The sequence below is a fragment of the Amycolatopsis sp. WAC 01376 genome, assembly GCF_003947415.1.
Classification (GTDB): domain Bacteria; phylum Actinomycetota; class Actinomycetes; order Mycobacteriales; family Pseudonocardiaceae; genus Amycolatopsis.
In genome coordinates, this window is record NZ_QHKL01000011.1 from 13071 (window position 1) to 31417 (window position 18347).

The 18347-nt window shown below is 68.0% G+C and carries 9 protein-coding genes; 2 read left to right on the forward strand and 7 right to left on the reverse strand.

Annotation, left to right across the window (positions count from 1 at the left end):
• Window positions 1-41: 41 nt before the first annotated feature.
• Window positions 42-1631, reverse strand: coding sequence for a helix-turn-helix domain-containing protein (locus DMH03_RS38500; protein WP_125796935.1), 1590 nt, complete (start codon window positions 1629-1631; stop codon window positions 42-44).
• A gap of 254 nt (window positions 1632-1885) precedes the next feature.
• Between DMH03_RS38500 and DMH03_RS38505 the strand changes: the two genes are divergently transcribed.
• Window positions 1886-3088 (forward strand): phosphatidylserine/phosphatidylglycerophosphate/cardiolipin synthase family protein, encoded by a 1203-nt coding sequence (locus DMH03_RS38505; RefSeq protein ID WP_125796936.1) that lies wholly within the window; start codon window positions 1886-1888, stop codon window positions 3086-3088.
• Between the two features lie 210 nt (window positions 3089-3298).
• Here the strand turns inward: DMH03_RS38505 and DMH03_RS38510 are convergent, their stop codons facing one another.
• The 5 genes from DMH03_RS38510 to DMH03_RS38530 all read right to left on the reverse strand — a co-directional run bounded on the left by DMH03_RS38510 (window position 3299) and on the right by DMH03_RS38530 (window position 16631).
• Window positions 3299-5722, reverse strand: a complete 2424-nt coding sequence (locus tag DMH03_RS38510; RefSeq protein ID WP_125796937.1) for a glucan 1,4-alpha-glucosidase — start codon at window positions 5720-5722, stop codon at window positions 3299-3301.
• A 179-nt stretch (window positions 5723-5901) separates the two neighbouring features.
• Window positions 5902-9198 (reverse strand): DUF6801 domain-containing protein, encoded by a 3297-nt coding sequence (locus DMH03_RS38515; protein WP_125796938.1) that lies wholly within the window; start codon window positions 9196-9198, stop codon window positions 5902-5904.
• A gap of 557 nt (window positions 9199-9755) precedes the next feature.
• Complete coding sequence (locus tag DMH03_RS38520; protein WP_125797046.1) at window positions 9756-10649, reverse strand: aminoglycoside phosphotransferase family protein; 894 nt, start codon at window positions 10647-10649, stop codon at window positions 9756-9758.
• A 111-nt stretch (window positions 10650-10760) separates the two neighbouring features.
• A complete protein-coding gene (locus DMH03_RS38525; protein WP_125796939.1) occupies window positions 10761-11882 on the reverse strand; it encodes an HAF repeat-containing protein in 1122 nt (373 codons plus the stop codon).
• A gap of 1299 nt (window positions 11883-13181) precedes the next feature.
• Entirely contained in the window at window positions 13182-16631 is a 3450-nt protein-coding gene (locus tag DMH03_RS38530) for an indolepyruvate ferredoxin oxidoreductase family protein (protein WP_125796940.1), read from the reverse strand.
• A gap of 162 nt (window positions 16632-16793) precedes the next feature.
• On the opposite strand from DMH03_RS38530, the gene DMH03_RS38535 reads away from it, so the two are divergent.
• Window positions 16794-17264 carry an Lrp/AsnC family transcriptional regulator gene (locus DMH03_RS38535; protein WP_125787087.1) on the forward strand — a complete coding sequence of 157 codons (471 nt, stop codon included), beginning with the start codon at window positions 16794-16796 and terminating at the stop codon, window positions 17262-17264.
• A 59-nt stretch (window positions 17265-17323) separates the two neighbouring features.
• Here the strand turns inward: DMH03_RS38535 and DMH03_RS38540 are convergent, their stop codons facing one another.
• Window positions 17324-18295 (reverse strand): YafY family protein, encoded by a 972-nt coding sequence (locus DMH03_RS38540; RefSeq protein ID WP_233611841.1) that lies wholly within the window; start codon window positions 18293-18295, stop codon window positions 17324-17326.
• Window positions 18296-18347: the final 52 nt, after the last annotated feature.

The window sequence follows — 18347 nt, forward strand, 5'->3', positions numbered from 1 at the left end:
GGTTGCCGCGAAATGTCACATCACTGGAATGGAGTACCCGGTCAAGCGAGCCTGAGCAGGACCGGGCTCCCGGTGACGGTGACGTCGGCACCGGGCGTGACCGGCGCGCTCGTCCCGTCGAGTTGTTCGACCGAGGTGGTGCCGTTGGCCGCCGGGATCCGCGCGGACCGGTCGATGGTCCACCAGATCAGGAACGTCCGGCCGCCCTGATCGAACCGGCACTGCCACAGGTCGTCGGGCAGCCCCGCCGGGCGACCTTGTCCGCAGGAATGGATCCGGCTGCCCGCCAGCCACCGGTGCAGGCGCTCCACGTGGCGCGCCGCCTTCGTGTGCGGGCCGCCGACGGGCTGCAACACGATGGGGATCTTGGCGCTGCCCCAGTTGTAGAAGTACATGCGGCGGTATTGCGCGTAAAGCCCGGACAGGAAGAACCGGACCGCGTGCTGCGCGCCGCGATCGGCGTCCACCGGCCGCTGCCTGTTCACGTCGTACGCCGAGCCGGTGCTCCAGAGCCTGATGCCGGCACCGGCCTCGTGCAGAGCCTTCTCGATCTCGTTCGCCAGTGGCAGCATCGTCTCCGGCGGGTCGGAGTCGTTGCGGGGAGCCAGCTTCACCGCGCCGGCGTCGCAATGGTCGTAGCCGCCGAGCTTGGCGAACTGCCGCAATTTGTCGAACGCCACGGGATCCCAGAGCTCGCCCATGGACGGGCACACCACCGTCACCGCCGGGTCGACGGATTTGAGCACCTGGCTCGCCCGGCGTGTCATCTCCACCAGTTGCGCCGTCGAACCGCTGAAGAAGTCTTGGTGATTGGCCATGTCCCACAGCTCGTAGGCGTCGATCCGGCCGCGATACTGCTCGGCGACGGTGCGCACGAAACGTTCCCAATCCGCGAGGTCGTCGGGCGGGCCGGAGCGAGAGTCGTCGGTGTAGACCGATTTCGGGCTGTTCGGGCTCGCCCACGACGGGGTGCCGCCGAAGGTCAGGGTCACCGGGAGGCCCGCGCCGCGGGCGCCGGTCACGAGCCGTTCGAGGGTGTTCCAGTCGTACCGGCCACGGGCGGGTTCCAGGTTCTGCCACCGGGTGCGCGTGTTCCACAACCGGACGGACCCGACCTCGAAGGACGGCATCTGCCCGGTGTTCGAATTCGCCGTCACCCCGACGAATTCCGGATCGAGCGTGCGTGGCGCGTTCGTCCACATCGACGCCTGGATCGCGGCGGGCACCTGCCGATCGGTCGGGGTGGCCATGGCGCCCCCGGCGAGCAGGACGACCCCGAGTACCGCGACGAGCGCGAGGTTCGCCAGTGGCCGCCTGCGATCGGGCGACGTCGGTGTGTCCGCCGGCGCGTCGGCGTGCCGGATGACGGTGTCCGGGATGACGGCGTCACCCAGGTCCGCGCGCTCCCACAACCGGTACAGCTTCGCGAGTTCCTCCCGGTTCGCCCCGCACGCGGTCGCGATCGCCTCGATCGGCGCGAACGTCGCCGGAACACTCCGCCCGGTGCAGTAGCGGTGCACGGTCGACCGGCTCAGATGCACTTTGCGTCCGAGCAGTTCGTAGCTCAGCCCGCTCCGCTCTTTCCGCTCGGTGAGAAGTGCCGTCAGCGCGGCAACCGCCTCGCTCGCCATACCGCTGAGCCCCCTCCGCGTGACGTGCCGGTCTCCCGATTCAGCCGCCTGCCGGGAGCCCCTGAACGGAGAACAGTGTCCCACCGCCTGCCTCTCATCGCCGTGGGTTCACGCGATCGCATCTCCCGGCTCCGGCGTCACCGCAGGTCAGCGGCCGGGTTTCGTCCCACCGTCTCGTTTCCGGTGTTTTCGCTTGCCCGGACACCTCGCGCTGAGCAGCGTGGACCGGGAGGCAAGACAGGGGAGGAATCGGGATGAAATCGCACGGGAAACGGGTCGGCGCGCTGGCGGCCGCGCTGCTGATGACGGGCGCGGCAGGCGTCCCGGCCGCCGCCGCGTCCGCGCCGCCACAACTGACGACCAGAGCGGATTTCAACACTCCGGGCGGCGGGCAGATCGTCGAGCACCTGCGAAAGCTGATCGATGGGGCACCCGCGAACTCGACCATCAGGACCGCGCAGTTCCTTCTGCGGGACGAGCCGATCACGGACGCGCTCGCGGAAGCGGCGGAACGTGGGGTGCATGTCCAGGTCCTGGTCAACGGGAAGGCGACGGATCATCCGAACTACCAGGACCTGAAGAACCGGCTGAAGAAGACCGGCGACGAGAAATCGTGGGCGAAGAGCTGCGGGGACGGCCGAGGGTGCAACGGCGGGAACGCGATGCACAACAAGTTCTTCCTGTTCGAGCGAACGCTGGGCGCGGCGGCCGTGGTCGCGACCGGATCGGCCAACTTCAGCGAGAACACGACGGGCGGCAACGGTGGCTGGAACAGCTACTACACCGACGTCGGGAACGCCGGCCTGTTCGCAAGGTACAACGACTACTTCACCGACTTGCGCAAGGTCGCGGAAGGGGCCACGGCGAACCCCGACTACTACGAAGCCAACCCTCCCGTAATCACCGGGAACACCAAGAGCTACTTCTACCCGAGGCTCAAGGACGAGGGCAACGACACCGTCGAGAACTCCTTGAAGGAGGTCGGCTGCTTGTCGGAGAAGAGCAAGATCCGCATCGGGGTATGGTCACTCACCCGGATGAAGATCATCGAGCGGCTGCGGTTCCTGGCCGCCATGGGGTGCACCGTGGACATCGTCGCTTTGCGGATGACCGCGGGCGCCTGTGAAACGCTGATGAAGGGCCAGCCGGATCGAGTGCGGCTTCGCGGTTTCAAAGCCGGGAACGAGCATGGCATCCATGAGAAGAACATGATGATCGAGGGCGACTACCTCAAGCCGGGCACCAAGGTCGTCTTCACCGGCAGCCAGAACTTCAACAACCCGTCCTTGCACGAGAACGACGAGAACGTCATCCGGATCTTGGACAACGACGGGATCTACCGGAGTTTCGTGAAGAACTTCGAGCAGGTGGCCGACGCCTCCGACGAGGAGATCAAGTCCCCCGCGGACTGCGTGAAGATGCTCCCACCCAACGACCCCGACCCCACCGAAGGGTAAGCGGTTCTACCAAGGGGTCGTGAGTGGCAAAGGTCGTTCTAACGCTCTTTGCCACTCACGACCCCCTCTCGCAGCTGCGCAACGCACCCAAATCGGGCACCCTGATCCGAACTAGCGTCCCGTGTGGACAGTCGTGCCCCTCGGGTCCACCGCCGGTGACTTATCCGGCTTGATCCATTGAGGGCATCGGCTACCCGGTGACCGAGAGGGTCAGGGCCGCCAGGTGTCGTTCAGCGCCAGTGTGCAGCCACCCGAAGCGGTGCCGGCACGATTCGCGCCCGACTCCCAGACGACGTTGCCGCCTTCCTTGCGGATGTACTTGTACTGGAAGGCGGCGTCCTTCGGCAGCGTGACGTTCGCCGTCCACAAAGGATAGTCGGCCGAGGCCATCGGGACGGCGTTCGCCGGGTTCCACGCACCGAGTTCGGCGCGGTCGCCGACGACGAAGATGTTCTGGCCCCATGAAGTGGTGGCGTTCACCGTGAACTTCGCCGCCACACCGGTGCAAGCGGTGCTGTACCGCTGCTTGACCACCGTCGGTGTCTCGACCGGGGCGCCCGCGTCGATCGAGTGCGCCAGCCGGACGAACTGCGCCATCGACCAGGCCAGCGGCGTCGCCCCGCCGGTGCCTTCGCCGAAGGTGAAGCCGCCCGTGCTCGGCCGGTCCCAGACCTGTTCGGGGATCAGGTAGCCGGGATTCGCCGCGGCGGCCATGGCGGCGAGATGCGTTGTCGCCTGGCGGCCGTTGGCCAGTTCGTACTCGCCGCGTTCACCGGTGAGCAGCGGCCACAGCCGTCCGACACCGGCACCGGTGTAGGGGCCGCCGGAAGCGGTTTCGCCGTACCCGTCGTGGTTGTACCGGTACCACATCGGACCGTTCGGGGTGTTCACCTTGAGCGTCGAGTCCACCTCCGGCAGCGAGGCGGCGACGTCCGGATCCGCCGCCGGTTTCACGCCAAGGCGCACCAGATCGAGGAAGCCGGCGTCGATGATGGCGCGCTCGTCGTGGTTGCCGCCCCCGTTCTGCAGGAAGATGTTCTGGCCGTCGTCGGGATTGCCGTTGCCGTCGATGCGGTGGAAGTACCGGCCGTCACCGAGCGGCCCGGATTTGGTGAACGTCCAGGCGCTGACCTGCGACTGCCATCGGTCGGCGGTTTCGCGGTAACGAGCGGCGCCGTCGGTGTCCCCGTTGCGTTGGGCGATGTCGGCGGCGCAGATCAGCCCGGCGATCTCGGCGGCGATGGTGGACGGCGAGTAGCCGCCGTTCTCCTCCCAGCGTTCCTGCGGGGTGGACGGGCCGCGGGCGACGAGGAAGTCCGCGGACTTCTTCACCTTCGCCCACATCCCCGCGTCGAACCGGCCCAGTTGCCACGCGAGCACGATCGGGAAGGCGACCTCGTCCATCTGCAGGCTGGTCCAGCAGTTGGTGCCGTCGAGCCGGGTGTTCTGCGGGAACGAGCCGTCCGGCCGTTGCTGCACGGTGAACAGATAGTCGACCGAACGGTTGGCCGCAGCCGAATCGCCGGCCGCGATCTGCGCGGTCGAAACCTGGTAGAGATCGCGGGACCAGACGGCGTGATATCCGCAGTCCCCGGTGGTGTTCGCGTTCTTCGCCTCACCCCACGGATTGGTGAGCGACGCGACGTTCGCTCCCGGATACGTCTTGTCCTCGTGGGCCTTGAGGGTCATGAGCGCGACGTTGTACTGCGTGGTCAAGCCGGCTCCGATGATCGAACGAGGCACCGCGGCCAGCGAAGACAGGTAGCCGTTCCAGCCGGACCGGTACGCGGTTTCCGCCGCCGGGAAACCACCCGCGAGAGACGCGGACGCGTTCGCCGACGCGGCGCCGCGATCGCCTCCGAAACCGACCGCGAGGGTGAAAGTCGTGTCCGTACCCACGGGAATCTGCCCCAGCTGCACCAGGTTCCCCGGCGTGGAGGCCGAGTCGTACTGCGTGCCGAGGACGTGATCGGCGCTCAGGTCGACATAGCCGTCGCTCGCGGAACCGCTGTAGCCGCTGGTCGCCTTGACGAAACCGGTGGAGGCGGCCAAGGCGCTGGACACCGGCCCGTCCGAAGCGACCAGCTGCCCGCCGGAAGTGGCGCCGGTGTCCCCCATGCCGCTGTTGTTCAGGGACGGGTTGTACAGCGCGTACAACTGCAGCGGGCCTCCGCTGAGCACCTCGAACCGGGTCTGGATCAGCACGGTGGAGCGGGCCGGGTCGGCGGTGTGGGTCTTGGTGATCCGGTAACGGCCGTTGGTGGCGGTGTTGATCTGCCGGTAGCTCAGCGAACGCGGGTCGGTGAGCACCAGCTGTTTGGTGGTGTGATCGCGTTCGAGCTGGGTGAAACCGGCGCCGTCGGACACCACGTACTGCAGGTCCTGGACGTTGGCGACGTCCACGGTCGGGTAATAGATCTCGTGGCTGATGCCCTGGCCGAGGGTGAACCACACCTTCGACGCGGCGTCGGTGGCGGTCCCGAAACCTTCTTTACCCCCGGTCGTCCAGGCCGCTCCGGTGCCCGGCGCGCCGGGAGCGTCCGCCAGTGGCGCGGCGCTCGCCGGTACGGGTGCCACGAGAGCTGCCGCGGTCACCAGCGCGATCGTCGCGCGACGCCGCTTCGGAGATTTCATGTCGATCCTTCCCACAGGCTTCATCGACGGCAGGATTTGTTGTTAGCGGCAACTTATTCGCTGGCCGTCTCCACCGGCAGGGCCGATCGGAGTAACCCGGACCAATCGCGAGGGTGGTCCGGTCATGGATCCGGCCCCGCCGCGACATGCGACGGGGCCGGATCAGGGGTTCCGAGGGATCAGCCGACCGGGCGCGGCTTGAGGTTCACCTCCACCGTGTTGCCCGGACCGGAGGCGACACCGCTGACGATGTCGTTGAGGAATCCGCAGCCCTGCAACGGCGGCAGGGTGTAGGAACCGGTGAGCTTGCCACCGGCCAGCGGGTCGAAGCCGGCCTTCGACTGGAGCGGGATCTGGGCCGGCGTCTTCGTCTGGCAGGCCGGGCTCGCCGAGACCGGGAAACCGAAGACGCTGATCCGCGGCAGTTTGACGGTCACCGCCGAGGTCGACTTGAGCACCCCGGCCGCCAGCGTGCCGGTGGTCTTGCCCGCCGACGCGAACTCGATCTTCGCGTTGACCGGGACGAAACCCCAGAGCGTGAGGTTCGCGCTCGTCGGGTTCAGCGTGAGGTCGGCGTCGAAGGTCCCGTTCGCCAGCGTGATCGCGGCGTTGATACCGCCACGCAGGTCGATCGGGCCGGCGAGCTTCTTCAGCTGCGTTTTGCCGGTCAGGTCGTAGCTGTACTTGACGACCGGTGACGTGTTCGGCTGGGTTTTCGCCGTGACCGGCGAGGACGCGGCCGACTTGTTCCCCGCCGCGTCCTTGGCGACGACGGTGAAGGTGTACTCCGTGCCGGAGGCGAGACCGTCCACGGTCGCGGACGTCCCCGTCACCGTCTTGACCAAAGCGCTGCCGTTGTAGACGTCGTAACCGGTGACGCCGACATTGTCGGTCGCGGCATCCCACGCGAGGCTCACGCTGGTCTGCGTGGTCCCGGTGGAACGCGGGTTGGCCGGCGCACCGGGCGCCTCCGTGTCGGGCGCGGCCTGCGTCCGGACGGTGATGGCGGCGCTGGGGGTCGACAAGTTGCCCGCCGCGTCCTTCGCGACCACGGTGAACGAGTACTCCGTGTTCGCGGTGAGACCGTCCACCGTCACGGAAGTCCCGGTCACGGACTTCACCAAGGTGCCGCCGTTGTAGACGTCGTAACCGGTGACGCCCACGTTGTCCGTCGCCGCGTTCCATTCCAGGCTCACGCTGGTCTGCGTGGTCCCGGTGGAACGGGGGTTGCCCGGCGCGACAGGAGCCTGTGTGTCGGGCGCGGCCTGCGTTTTCGCGGTGACCGCGGCACTGGGAGCCGACGCGTTGCCCGCGGCGTCCTTCGCGACCACGGTGAACGAATACTCCGTGTCCGGCGCCAGACCGTCCACGGTCGCGGAAGTCCCGGCCACCGTCTTCACCAAGGTGGTGCCGTTGTAGACGTCGTAACCGACGACGCCCACGTTGTCGCTCGACGCGTTCCAGGACAGCGCGACGCTGGACTGGGTGACGTCGGCCGCGGTGAGACCCGCCGGGACACCGGGTGCTTCGGTGTCCGGGACCGTGGCCGTCCGAGCGGTCACCGGCGCGCTGGGCGCCGACTTGTTCCCGGCCGCGTCCTTGGCGACGACGGTGAAGCTGTACTCGGTGTCGGCGGTGAGCCCGTCGACCGTGGCGCTGGCCTCAGTCACCGACTTCACCACCGTGCCGCCGTTGTAGACGTCGTAACCGACAACACCGACGTTGTCGCTCGAGGCGTCCCACGCCAGGCCGACGCTGGAAGCCGAGGTGCCGGTCGCGTGCAGGTTGCCCGGCACACCGGGCGCCTGCGTGTCCGGCGCGGCCTGCGTCTTCGCCGTGACCGCGGCGCTGGAGGCCGACGCGTTACCGGCGGCGTCCTTCGCGACCACGGTGAAGGCGTATTCGGTATCGGCCGCCAAACCGTCGATCGTGGCCTGGGGTTCCGTGACCGACTTGACGACTTCGGCGCCCTTCAGCACGTCGTAGCCGGTGACACCGACATTGTCGCTCGAAGCGTCCCAGGCCAGCGTCACGCTGGTTTGGGTCGTTCCGGTCGAGTGCACGTTCGCGGGTGTCGTCGGCGCCTGCGTGTCAGGAGCCTTCGCGGTCTTGGCGGTAGCGGGCGCGGTGGCTGGCGAGACGTTGCCCGCCGCGTCCTTGGCCTTGACGGTGAAGGCGTACTCCGTGTCCGGGGTCAGGCCGTCGACCGTGGCCGACGTGCCGGTCACGGACTTGACGAGATCGGCTCCCGCGTAGACGTCGTAGCCGGCCACGCCGACGTTGTCGGTGGCGGCGCCCCAGGACAACGCGACGCTGTTCTGAGTCACTTCACCGACCGTCACGGCACCGGGTGCCGAAGGAGCGGTCGTGTCGGCGGCGGCAGTGACGGTGAAGGTGTGCAGGACGTTGGCCTGACCGTTCGCCGGAGTGCAGTCCGCGACGAACGTGCCGAGGCCGGTCTCCGCACCGGAAGCCGTCAACGGCGTCATGGTCAGCACCAGATCGTGCACCGAAAGCGTGGCCGTCCCCGGCTGGTCGAACCGCAACGCCGGCGCGGAACCGCTCGCGTTGACGATCAGATCGTTGCCCTTCGGCGGAATCGGCTGCTGCGGGATGGCCGTCGGCACGCCGACCGCGAGATGTCCCTGCGGACTGGAAACCAGCGAGGTGGCCAGCGCGGAGCCCTTGAGGGTTTCGGCGCCGACGAGCCGCAGCCCTTCGGTCGCGGTCTTCCCCGCGTTGGACACGGCCGTGATGTCGATCTTCGGGGTGAACTGGCCAACCGGGATCGTGTCGGGCAGCGTCGCGTTGACGTCGACCGTGACGTCCTGGTTGCCGATCAACGGGAACGGGCAGCTGTAGATCTGCCGCAGCGGCGGGTGATTTCCCGTGCCGACAACGGCTTCCGGGGCGACCGGCGAACCGGTCACCGTGTAGGTCTGGAGGACGGTCTCCTGCCCCGGCGCGAGGACGCAGTCCGAGGTGAAGGTGCCGAGGCCCGTCGGGGTTCCGTCGGCCTTGAGCGGGGTCATCACCAGCTGGAGGCCGGTCACGGCGAGCGACGCGGTGCCCGGCTGGTCGAACCTCAGCGCGGGAGCACTGCCCGTGGCGTTGACGACGAGGTCGTTGCCCACCGGCGGAATGGGCTGGTTCGGCACGTCGGAGTCGACCTTCACCGTCATCGTGCCCTGGCTGCCGGGCATCGTGACGGTCGAGGTCGCCTTCGCGGTGCCCTTGATGGTTTCGGCACCGACGAGACGAAGGCCCTCCGTCGCCGTTTTGCCCGCGTTGGACACGGCGGTGATCTCGATGGCGGGCGTCAATTTCCCGGCCTCGATCGTCGAAGGCTGGGTGGTCTTGATGGTGACCGAAACGTTCTGATCACCGATCAACGGAAATGGGCACGAGTAATTCTGGGTGAGCTCACCCGGAGCCGCGGCACTGGTGCCCGAGCCTATCGTGAGACCCAGCGCCACCAAGGCCGCCGTACTGACGACGGCGATGCCCCCAGTGGCCAGTCTTCGACTACGTCTTCTGTGTTTCACAGGTCCCTCTCCAACACATAGACCACGCTCGCCGAAATCGCCGAAAACGAATGACACCCGCTTCCGCGGGGTTCTTCTTCAGCGGGCGCGTGTGCACGTTTACGGTTATGCCACAGGGAATTAACACACCCGTCGGACACGCCAGGCAAGCTAAATCACAAAGCCCGTGAGACCATTCGATGTCTTTGTCACACGCGATCGATTCGCCCTTCGCGAATCTGTCAGGCGCGCATCCAAAACGTCCGCCATCACGTCACTGAAGGTGGTTACTGACCAACAGGAGCACGATCGGGTCGGAACTTCGGCCCCGCTCAACAGGTGCCTCACAGACCCCACTGGTCACTCCTGCCACACGAGGTGGAGCGCCGGTCGCTCGGCCGGTGCCCCCAATGTGGCATTGGAGACGCTCAGCGTCCCCAATGCCACATTGGGGGCACCCGAGCATTGTCCACAAAGGACACGTCACGGTGAGCCCGGACCGGCGGCGGTCACGAACCGGTCGAGTACTCCGAGAAGATCTCGCCCAGAACGCGCCGCGCGTCCGCGGCTTCCTCGTCGGCGCGACCTCTTGTCCGTGCGCAGGCGACCAGCGTCTTCCACAGGGCCCAACCCCGCCCTCGCGCCCACGCCGCGTCGTCGACCGAAAGCCGGTCGCGGAACGCCTGCCTGCCGTCGGCGCTCAGCAACGTCCAGGCAATGGCCGTATCGCAGGACGGGTCGCCGACACCGCAGGTCCCGAAGTCGATGACGGCCGCCAGCTCCCCGCCGTCGAGCAGCAGGTTTCCCGGCGCGACGTCGCCGTGGAACCAAAAGTCCACACCGTCCCAAGGAGCGTCCAGCGCCGTCTTCCAGATCTCCCGGGCCAAGCCGACGTCGATGTCGCCGTCCAGCGCCGTGAGTGCGCGCTCGACCGACGCGTCATAGGTGCGCAGGGTGGCGCCCCGGAACCAATTGTGCTTACCCGGCTGCGGGCCGTCCGCGGCGTCGACCTTCCGCAACGCCGCCAGGAAACCGGCCAGGTCGAGAGCGAACCGGACAGGGTCGGAAATACGGTCCGCGCTCGCGGGTTCGCCGTCGAGCCACCGGTACACCGACCACGGGAAGGGATAGCCCGCGCCGGGCCGTCCTTTCGCCAGCGGCACGGGAACGGGCAGCGGCAGCCGGGGCGCGAGAGCGGGAAGCCACCGCTGTTCCTTGTCCACCGCCAGTGCGTACTCGGCCGCACTCGGCAGGCGCGCCACCATTTCCTCACCGAGCCGGAAAGTGACGTTGTCCCAACCGGATTCGGCCACGGCCCGAATCGGGAGCCCCGCCCACCGCGGGAACTGCTCGGCGACCAATCCGCGCACCTGCGCCATATCGACGGCGACTCGCCTCGGCATCGGACCGAGATCCGGCGTACTGCTCAACACGACATCCTTGTTCGACGAGGTCTTGACCGGTCGCGCCCGCCGAATCACAGCTCGGCGGACGCGACCGGGACCGTCGAGACGTTAGTCGAGTGTCCAGTAAGCCGCGTGGGACTTTCCGGCAGCGGTGCCGGCGACACCGACGACGCGGCCGTTGTCGCTGATCCGATACGCCTGGCTGCGGGTGCCGCCGGGCAGCTTGCCGAGTTGCCTGCGTTCCCCGTTCTGGAACCAGACCGTCGCCTGACTTCGGAAAGTGCCCGCCGCGGTGCCCTGCGCGTTGACCGCTTCGACGTCGGCGCCGAGGCCGTCGTCGGCAAGGATGGCGACGTCACCGGCGGGATCCCAGATCACGGCCGAGCGGCGAGGCGGATTGAGGTAGCCGGTGCCGACCACGTAACCAGTGGAGCTGACCCCGTAGACCCAGACGGAGTGCGGGCTGGGCCATTCCAAGGGGTGAACCACGCCGTCCCGATCCCATTTCGCCGGAATCGGCGTCCCGCCGGCCTGCCGCATGGTTCCAGCGGCGACCCCGTCCTCGTTCATCCGGCTCGCCCCGCTGCTCACGCCCAGTGGCACCAGCTCGGTGATCGGCCCTCCGTTCACCCACCGAACAGCCTGGTTCGCCGCGGAGCGGACGGCGCTACCGACGATGATGGTGCCGTCGGCGGAGATACCCTCGGCCATGCTCCAGGTCTCACCGGGCAACGTACCCAGATCCGTGGCCACGCCATCCGGATCCCAGCGGAAGCCGTGATAGTGGTTGTCCGGCGTCAGCCAGTTGCCGACGACGACGCCGGTGTCGCTGATCGCCCACCCGGTGGCGTTGTGGTAGCCCGGCGGAAGCAGTAGCGCGGTCGCCTGGCCCGCGGCGTCCCAGCGAACCGGCACCGCGGTGGTCGCTGTCAGCACGTAGCCGACGGAAACCCCGTGACTGTTGATGTCACGCACCTGGCCCTCGGTGCCGCCCGGCGTGGGCAGCGCCATGATCTGGCCGTCCGCGCTCCAGCGAACCGGATGACTGCGCTTCGGGGTCGGGCCGAACAGCGACAGGCCGATCATCTCCCCCGCCTCGTTGACCGCCAGGACCGTGCTCTCGTCGTCGCCGGGCAACGTCCCGAGATCCACCGGCCCCACCGTGGTGGCCTGCGCGGTCCCCGTCACCGCGCCCGTGATCACCACAACTGCCGCTACCAGCGACAACATCCGTCTTCGACCCGTCGGCACACGATTTCTCAGCACGATGACTCCCCAATCCCGATCCGGTGGTGTGCGATGCGCAGCCCCCGACGCGACAGTAATGCATTTCCTTCACGAATTGCTCGCGTCATGATGTCGTTACACACGAACAGCCGACCGATTCCGGCGGGAAGTCGACCCTTGTGGCCTGTATGCGAAAAGTGCTATCCGGATGCCGCGCCCACGAAAACCACGCAAGTTCGTGATACAAGAAGCGCGGGAAATCCGGAAAACGCTGCCGAAAGCATAAAACAATGACGAAGTCCGCGATTTTCCTCAATCTTCGATTATGCGTCTGTTCTTCTCCGCCGGAGCGGGTTACAGCCCAATGCCACGTAGCTTGAGTTGATCTTGAGCGACTGTCGGCCTGCTCGATCAAGCCGGACAAGACACCGGCAGCGAACCTGAGGCGCGACTGTCCACACGGGACGCCAGTCCGGATCCGGATGTCCGATTTGGGTGCTTTGCGCAGCTAAGAGCTTTCGCTACCGTCAGATGTGATCCCTGGTGACAATGGGACGGCCGTGACCTCGACGGCTGGTCGTGAAGTACATGAAGGCCCCCTTCCTTGCGCCTAGCGCAAGGAAGGGGGCCTTCATGTACTTAGGCGTCAGGGTCCCGGCAAAGTCGCATAACCGCTGGTCGGCTCCGCCGCTAGAGCGGGACAAGGCGAACGTGTCGCGGTGGACCCGACAGGAGCGGGCTCCCGCAAAGAGCCTCACCCGGCCCTTGACTGTCCACAAGGGACCCTTTACGACACAGAGACGCCCGATTTGGGCGACTTGCACGGTTTCGCAAGGAGGTCGTGGGTGATTTGTGTCGTTCTAACCCTCATTACCACTCACGACCCCCCCTCAGAACCGCACATAGCAGCATCAATCGGACACTCAATCGCCCTGCGGTGTCCCTTGGACACCGAAGCCCCACCGGCGCCCAGAAACAAGCCCCACCACCGGCACATGCGGCCCCGCGACAGTGCAGGAACAGTCGCCTGACCTGCAGACCTCGACTTTGCCGGGACCCTGACCTAGGCGCCTGGGTACAGAAAGGGGTCCTTCACGTACTTCGGCAAGGCGTGACTCGCGTGTTTACAGACGTAACTCGCGTGCCTGGACGCCGCACTCGAGAGTGCGGAGTCTGAACACGCGAGTTACGTCTGTAAACACGCGAGATCCGGGTCCGAGTACGCGAGTACGGCGCCGCGTCACCCAGCCCGCCGTCTCGCCCGCGACACGCCACCTTCGCCTTACCCCTCAATAACCCCCGTCAGCCGTTCACGCCGAGCCGGTCCCCCGGCGCGAGCTCGGCGAGGAGCGCGGCCTGTTCCCGGCGGTAGGCCTCGACATTCGCCAGTTTGACGTCTTCGTAGCCGCGGACCAGATCGGGCAACTCGGCCAGCGCCAGGAGCCTGCCGCGATCGGCGTCCTCGGTTCCGAAAGCGGCGAGAATCGTTTCCCGGTACTGCGTGACGAGTTCCCGCTCCACCTTCCGGACGTGTGCCTTGCCGAACGGGTCCCAGCGCGTGCCGCGCAGTCTCCGCGCGGCACGCAGCGCGACGAACACCGGGCGGAACTTCGGGCCCAGCGCGATCTTCCGCTTCATTCCCAGCGCGCGGAGCACGGGCGGGTGCAGACGGTAGGCGTAGCGGCTGCCCACCCCGAACTCCGCCTCGATCCCGGCGAGCACGGCGGGATCGAGCGAGAGCCGCGCGACCTCGTACTCGTCCTTGTAGGCCATCAGTTTGTGCAGGTTGCGAGCCACCGCTTCGGTGACGGCGCTCGACTCCCCTTCCAGCACCCGGACGCGCTCGACGAACCCGGCGTATTCCCGCGCGTAGCGAGCGTCCTGGTACTGGACGAGTTCGGGCACGCGGATGTCCAGCAGGCGCGCCAGTTCCGAACCCGGCTCCGCGTGCACGAGCGCGCGGGCACGCAGGGCGGCCGCCGACGGGGCCGGTGTCGCGGCGACGGCGGGAGGGGCGACAGCGGCGTGCAGTCCGTCGGGATCGGCGACGAGCTGCCTGCCGCGGCGGAACGCCTGGAGGTTGCCCGCGACGGCGACGCCGTTGAGTTCGATCGCGCGTTCCAGGCTCGCCGCGTCCAGCGGGATGGCGCCGGTCTGGTGTGCCGCGCCGAGTTGGAGGATGTTGGCGAACTGGTCGTCGTCGAACAGGGTTTCCGCCAGTGCCCGCGCGTCGAGCGCCACGGTGCGCGCCGCGCTCTCCGAGATCGCGCCCCGCACGGCCGCCGCGTCGGGGAAGGACACGGTGGTGTCGACGACCATCCGGCCGGTCGGCACCTCGGTCGTGGAGACCACGGCGGTGGTCCGGCCGGGGTCCGTCACCGTCAGATTCGCGGGGTCCGCGCCGACGAGGACGTCACAGGACAGGTAGAGATCGCATTCCCCGGCCGCGAGTTTCGGGGCCTGCGGTGTCGGCTCGGCGGTGATCTTCAGATCCGAGACGACGGCGCCGCCCTTCTGCGCGAGCCCCGTCTGGTCCAGGGTCCGGACCTGCCTGCCCTCGATCACGGCGGCCGTGGCGAGGATCTGCGCGACGGTGACCACGCCGGTCCCGCCGACACCGGTGATCCGCACGGTGAAGTCGGTGCCGCTGGTCTCGGGCTCCGGCAGTTCGGCCGCGGTGATCTCCGCGAGCCGCGCCCGGTGTTTGCGCCCGGTGGGCAGCACCGTCATGAACGACGGGCAGTCGCCCGCCAGGCACGAATAGTCCACATTGCATGACGACTGGTGGATCGCGGTCTTGCGGCCGAACTCGGTGTTGACCGGCTGCACGGACAGGCAGTTCGACTTCTCACCGCAGTCGCCGCACCCCTCGCACACCCGCTCGTTGATCACGACCTTGGCGGCCGGGGTCTCCAGCTTGCCGCGACGGCGTTTGCGGCGCTTTTCCGCGGCGCATTCCTGGTCGTGGATGAGCACGGTCACCCCGGGGACACGCGCGAGTTCCTCTTGGGTGCTCAGCAGTTCGTCGCGGTGACGGACCTCGACGCCGTCGGGCAGCCGGACGCCGCGGAACCGCTTCGGCTCGTCACTGGTGATGACCACCTTGGCGACGCCTTCGACCAGCAGCAGCGACGCGAGCCGCTCCACCGGCAGCCCGCCGACGGCGTCCTGTCCGCCCGTCATCGCGACGGTCGCGTTGTAGAGGATCTTGTAGGTGATGTTCACCCCGGCGGCCACCGCGGCCCGCACCGCCAGGCTGCCGGAATGGGTGAACGTGCCGTCGCCGATGTTCTGCACGAAATGCGAGGCGTCGACGAACGGCTCCATCCCGAGCCACTGCGCACCCTCTCCGCCCATCTGGGTCAGGCCGACCACGTCCCCGACCTGTTCCGGTTCCATGAACAACGCCATCGCGTGACAGCCGATGCCGCCGCCCACCACCGTGCCCTCCGGCACCTTGGTCGAGGAGTTGTGCGGGCAGCCGGAACAGAAGTACGGCGTCCTGGTCAGCAACGGCACCGAGATGCGCTCACGGCGTCGTCGCTGCCGCCACGCGGTCACCGACGGGATCTCGTGGTGCTCGCTCAGCCGCGCGGCCAGCACTCTCGCGATGGCGTCCGGGTCGAGTTCGCCGAGTTCGGTGCACAGGGTGCGGCCGTCCGGACCGGTCTTGCCGTGCACGGCGGGCGCTCCGGCGGTGCCGTACAGCACCTCCTTGATCGCCGACTCGACGAAGGAACGCTTCTCCTCCACCACGACGATCTCGCTCAGGCCGTCGGCGAACCGGCGGATGATCGACGGTTCGAGCGGGTGGATGACGCCGAGTTTGAGGATCCGGATCCCGTGCCGGGACAACGCGCCGGCGTCCAAGCCGAGCAGCCGCAGCGCCTGCATCAGGTCCAGATAGGACTTTCCGGCGGTGACGATGCCGACGCGGTCCGCGGGTCCTTCCTGGACGATCCGGTTGACCCCGCTCGCGCGCACGTACTCGACGGCCAGCGGCAGGCGTTCGGTGTACAGGCTGCGTTCGAGCGCCATCAACGTGGTGCCGAGCAGCCGGGAGCTGGGCTTGTGCCGGTACGCGGGCATGGCCAGCTCCGGCGCCGTCCACCGCGGCCGGACGTGCGCGGTGCCCGCGGCGTCGGCCACGTTCGCCACGAGTTTCATCGACGACCACAGCCCGCTCGCCCTGGACAGCTCGACGGCGTGCAGGCCGAAGTCCAGCACGTCCTGCGAGTCGGCGGGGAAGAACACCGGCATGGCAAGGTCGGCCAGCGCGAGCTCGGAGGCGCAAGGCACCGACGAGGACTTGGCGTTCGGGTCGTCGCCGACCAGCGCCACCGCGCCGCCCGCCGGATCGGTACCCGCGAGGTTGGCGTGCCGCAGGGCGTCGGTCGCCCGGTCGAGGCCGGGTGCCTTGCCGTACCAGAACCCGGTGACCCCGCCGCGCGACGAGCCGACCGACGCGGTGAGCTGGCTGCCCATCACCGCCGTCGCGGCGATTTCCTCGTTGAGGCCGGGGCGGTGCACGACGTCGTGCTTCTCCAGCAGGACGGAGCGGCGGCCGAGCTCGAGGTCGTACCCGGCCAGCGGGGAACCCTCGTACCCGGAGACGAACACGGCGGGGGACGCCCCGGCGGCGCGGTCGTGCCGCACCCGGTCGAACAGCATCCGGACCAGGGCCTGGACCCCGCTGAGGTAGACGGTGCCGTCTTCCCGCAGATACCGGTCCTCCAACGTGAACTGCTCCACCAGACCTGCCTCCTTCGGCACCCCCGTGCGACGTCACGACAGGAGACCCGACCGCGCGGGCCGTCGCAACAAGCGGCAGTCTATTGACCCTCAGCACGCAAAAAATCCGGCCTATCCTCACCGCTGGCCGATATCTGTTGCGTCTGCGTACCATCCTGGCTCATGGCGGACCAGCTCATCGACGAGACCGATCGCGAAATCCTCGAACTGCTGCGGGAGGACGCCCGGCGCACCCTCGGCGACATCGGGGCCCGCGTCACGCTCTCGACCGCGGCGGTCAAACGCCGCATCGACCGCATGCAGGAGGCCGGCGTCATCGTCGGCTACACCGTCCAGATCGACCACGCCAAACTCGGCTGGGCCATCGAGGCGTTCACCGAACTGCGCTTCACCGGGACCACGAAGGTCGGCGAGATCGTCCGCACCACCACCCGGATGCCCGAAGCCCAGGCGGTGTTCACCATCGCGGGCGACCCCGACGCGCTCGTCTGGCTGCGGGTGCGGGACATGGGCCACCTGCAGCAGACCATCGACGAGATCCGGCGGCACCACCAGGTGACGGGCACGAAGACCCTGATGGTCCTGGACTCCTGGACACGCGGGCAGCAGTGGCCGCACCCCGGCGACACCTGAGCCGCCGTGTTCGCTCTCCAATCACGCGAGTTCCGCCTCTGATCACGCGAGTTACGCCTTCAATCACGCGAGCTACGCGAAAGGCTCCCCCGCAGAAGCCGTTCCCCGGTCCGCGCGAGGTACTCACCGAACTCCGCCGGTTCCTCCACCGTGAACTCGATGTCGGTGAGGGTCAAGACGACAGCCAGCCATTCGAAGGAATCGACGTACGCGACGTAGCGGCAGCGGTGGTCGCCGAGGGCTTCGAAACTCCCGTCGATTCGGTGGAGCCGGGCCGCGGCCTCCTCCGCGCCGACGTCCAGGGTCAGCGTGACCCGGAGCGATTTCGGGCTGTGGAAGCGTTCTTGGAGGTGAGCCGCGACGTCGTCGACGGGCAGTGCGCGGGGCTCGAAGGCCACGTCGGTCGTCTTCGGCTCGGCGATCCGGTCGAGGCGGAAGCTGCGCCAATCCCGTCTGCCGAGGTCCCACGCGTAGAGGTACCACCGCCTGCCGAGCTGGACGAGACGCATCGGCTCGACCGTCCGTGACGACGGGCCGTCCTTCGCCGTGTACGCGAACTCGAGGCACCGTCGGGCCGCGATCGCCGCGGCGAGGACGTTCAGGACATCCTGAGTGACCCGCAGTGGTTCACCCGTCCCGAATTCGACCGCGGCGAGCATCGCGTCGGTCCGTTTTCGCAGCGCCGCGGGCAGGACACGCCGGAGTTTCGCGGCGGCGCGGTCCGCCGATTCGGCGGTCAGGTCGACGCCGGTTCCGCCGGCCGCGGCGAGCCGCAGCCCGAGCACGGTGGCGATGGCCTCGTCGTGTTCCAGCATGAGCGGCGGCAGCGCGGTGCCCGCGACGAGACGGTAGTTGCCGCCCGGGCCACGGCTGCTCTCGACGGGATAGCCCAGGCCGCGGAGGTGGTCGATGTCGCGGCGAAGCGTGCGGGGCGGGACTTCCATGGCCGTCGCGAGTTCGGCGGCGGGCCACTGGCGGCCGGACTGCAGGAGCGATAACAGCCGCAGCATCCGTTCCCGTGGTGCCGTCATGACGCCTCCCGTTAATTGTGGCCGTAAACCGGCCACATCTCATCGTAGCCTC

Coding starts and splice junctions, on each gene's coding strand:
- DMH03_RS38505 (WP_125796936.1), top strand. CDS start 1,886: ATGAAATCGCACGGGAAACGGGTCGGCGCGCTGGCGGCCGCGCTGCTG.
- DMH03_RS38510 (WP_125796937.1), bottom strand. CDS start 5,722: ATGAAATCTCCGAAGCGGCGTCGCGCGACGATCGCGCTGGTGACCGCG.
- DMH03_RS38540 (WP_233611841.1), bottom strand. CDS start 18,295: ATGACGGCACCACGGGAACGGATGCTGCGGCTGTTATCGCTCCTGCAG.
- DMH03_RS38520 (WP_125797046.1), bottom strand. CDS start 10,649: ATGCCGAGGCGAGTCGCCGTCGATATGGCGCAGGTGCGCGGATTGGTC.
- DMH03_RS38525 (WP_125796939.1), bottom strand. CDS start 11,882: ATGTTGTCGCTGGTAGCGGCAGTTGTGGTGATCACGGGCGCGGTGACG.
- DMH03_RS38535 (WP_125787087.1), top strand. CDS start 16,794: ATGGCGGACCAGCTCATCGACGAGACCGATCGCGAAATCCTCGAACTG.
- DMH03_RS38500 (WP_125796935.1), bottom strand. CDS start 1,631: ATGGCGAGCGAGGCGGTTGCCGCGCTGACGGCACTTCTCACCGAGCGG.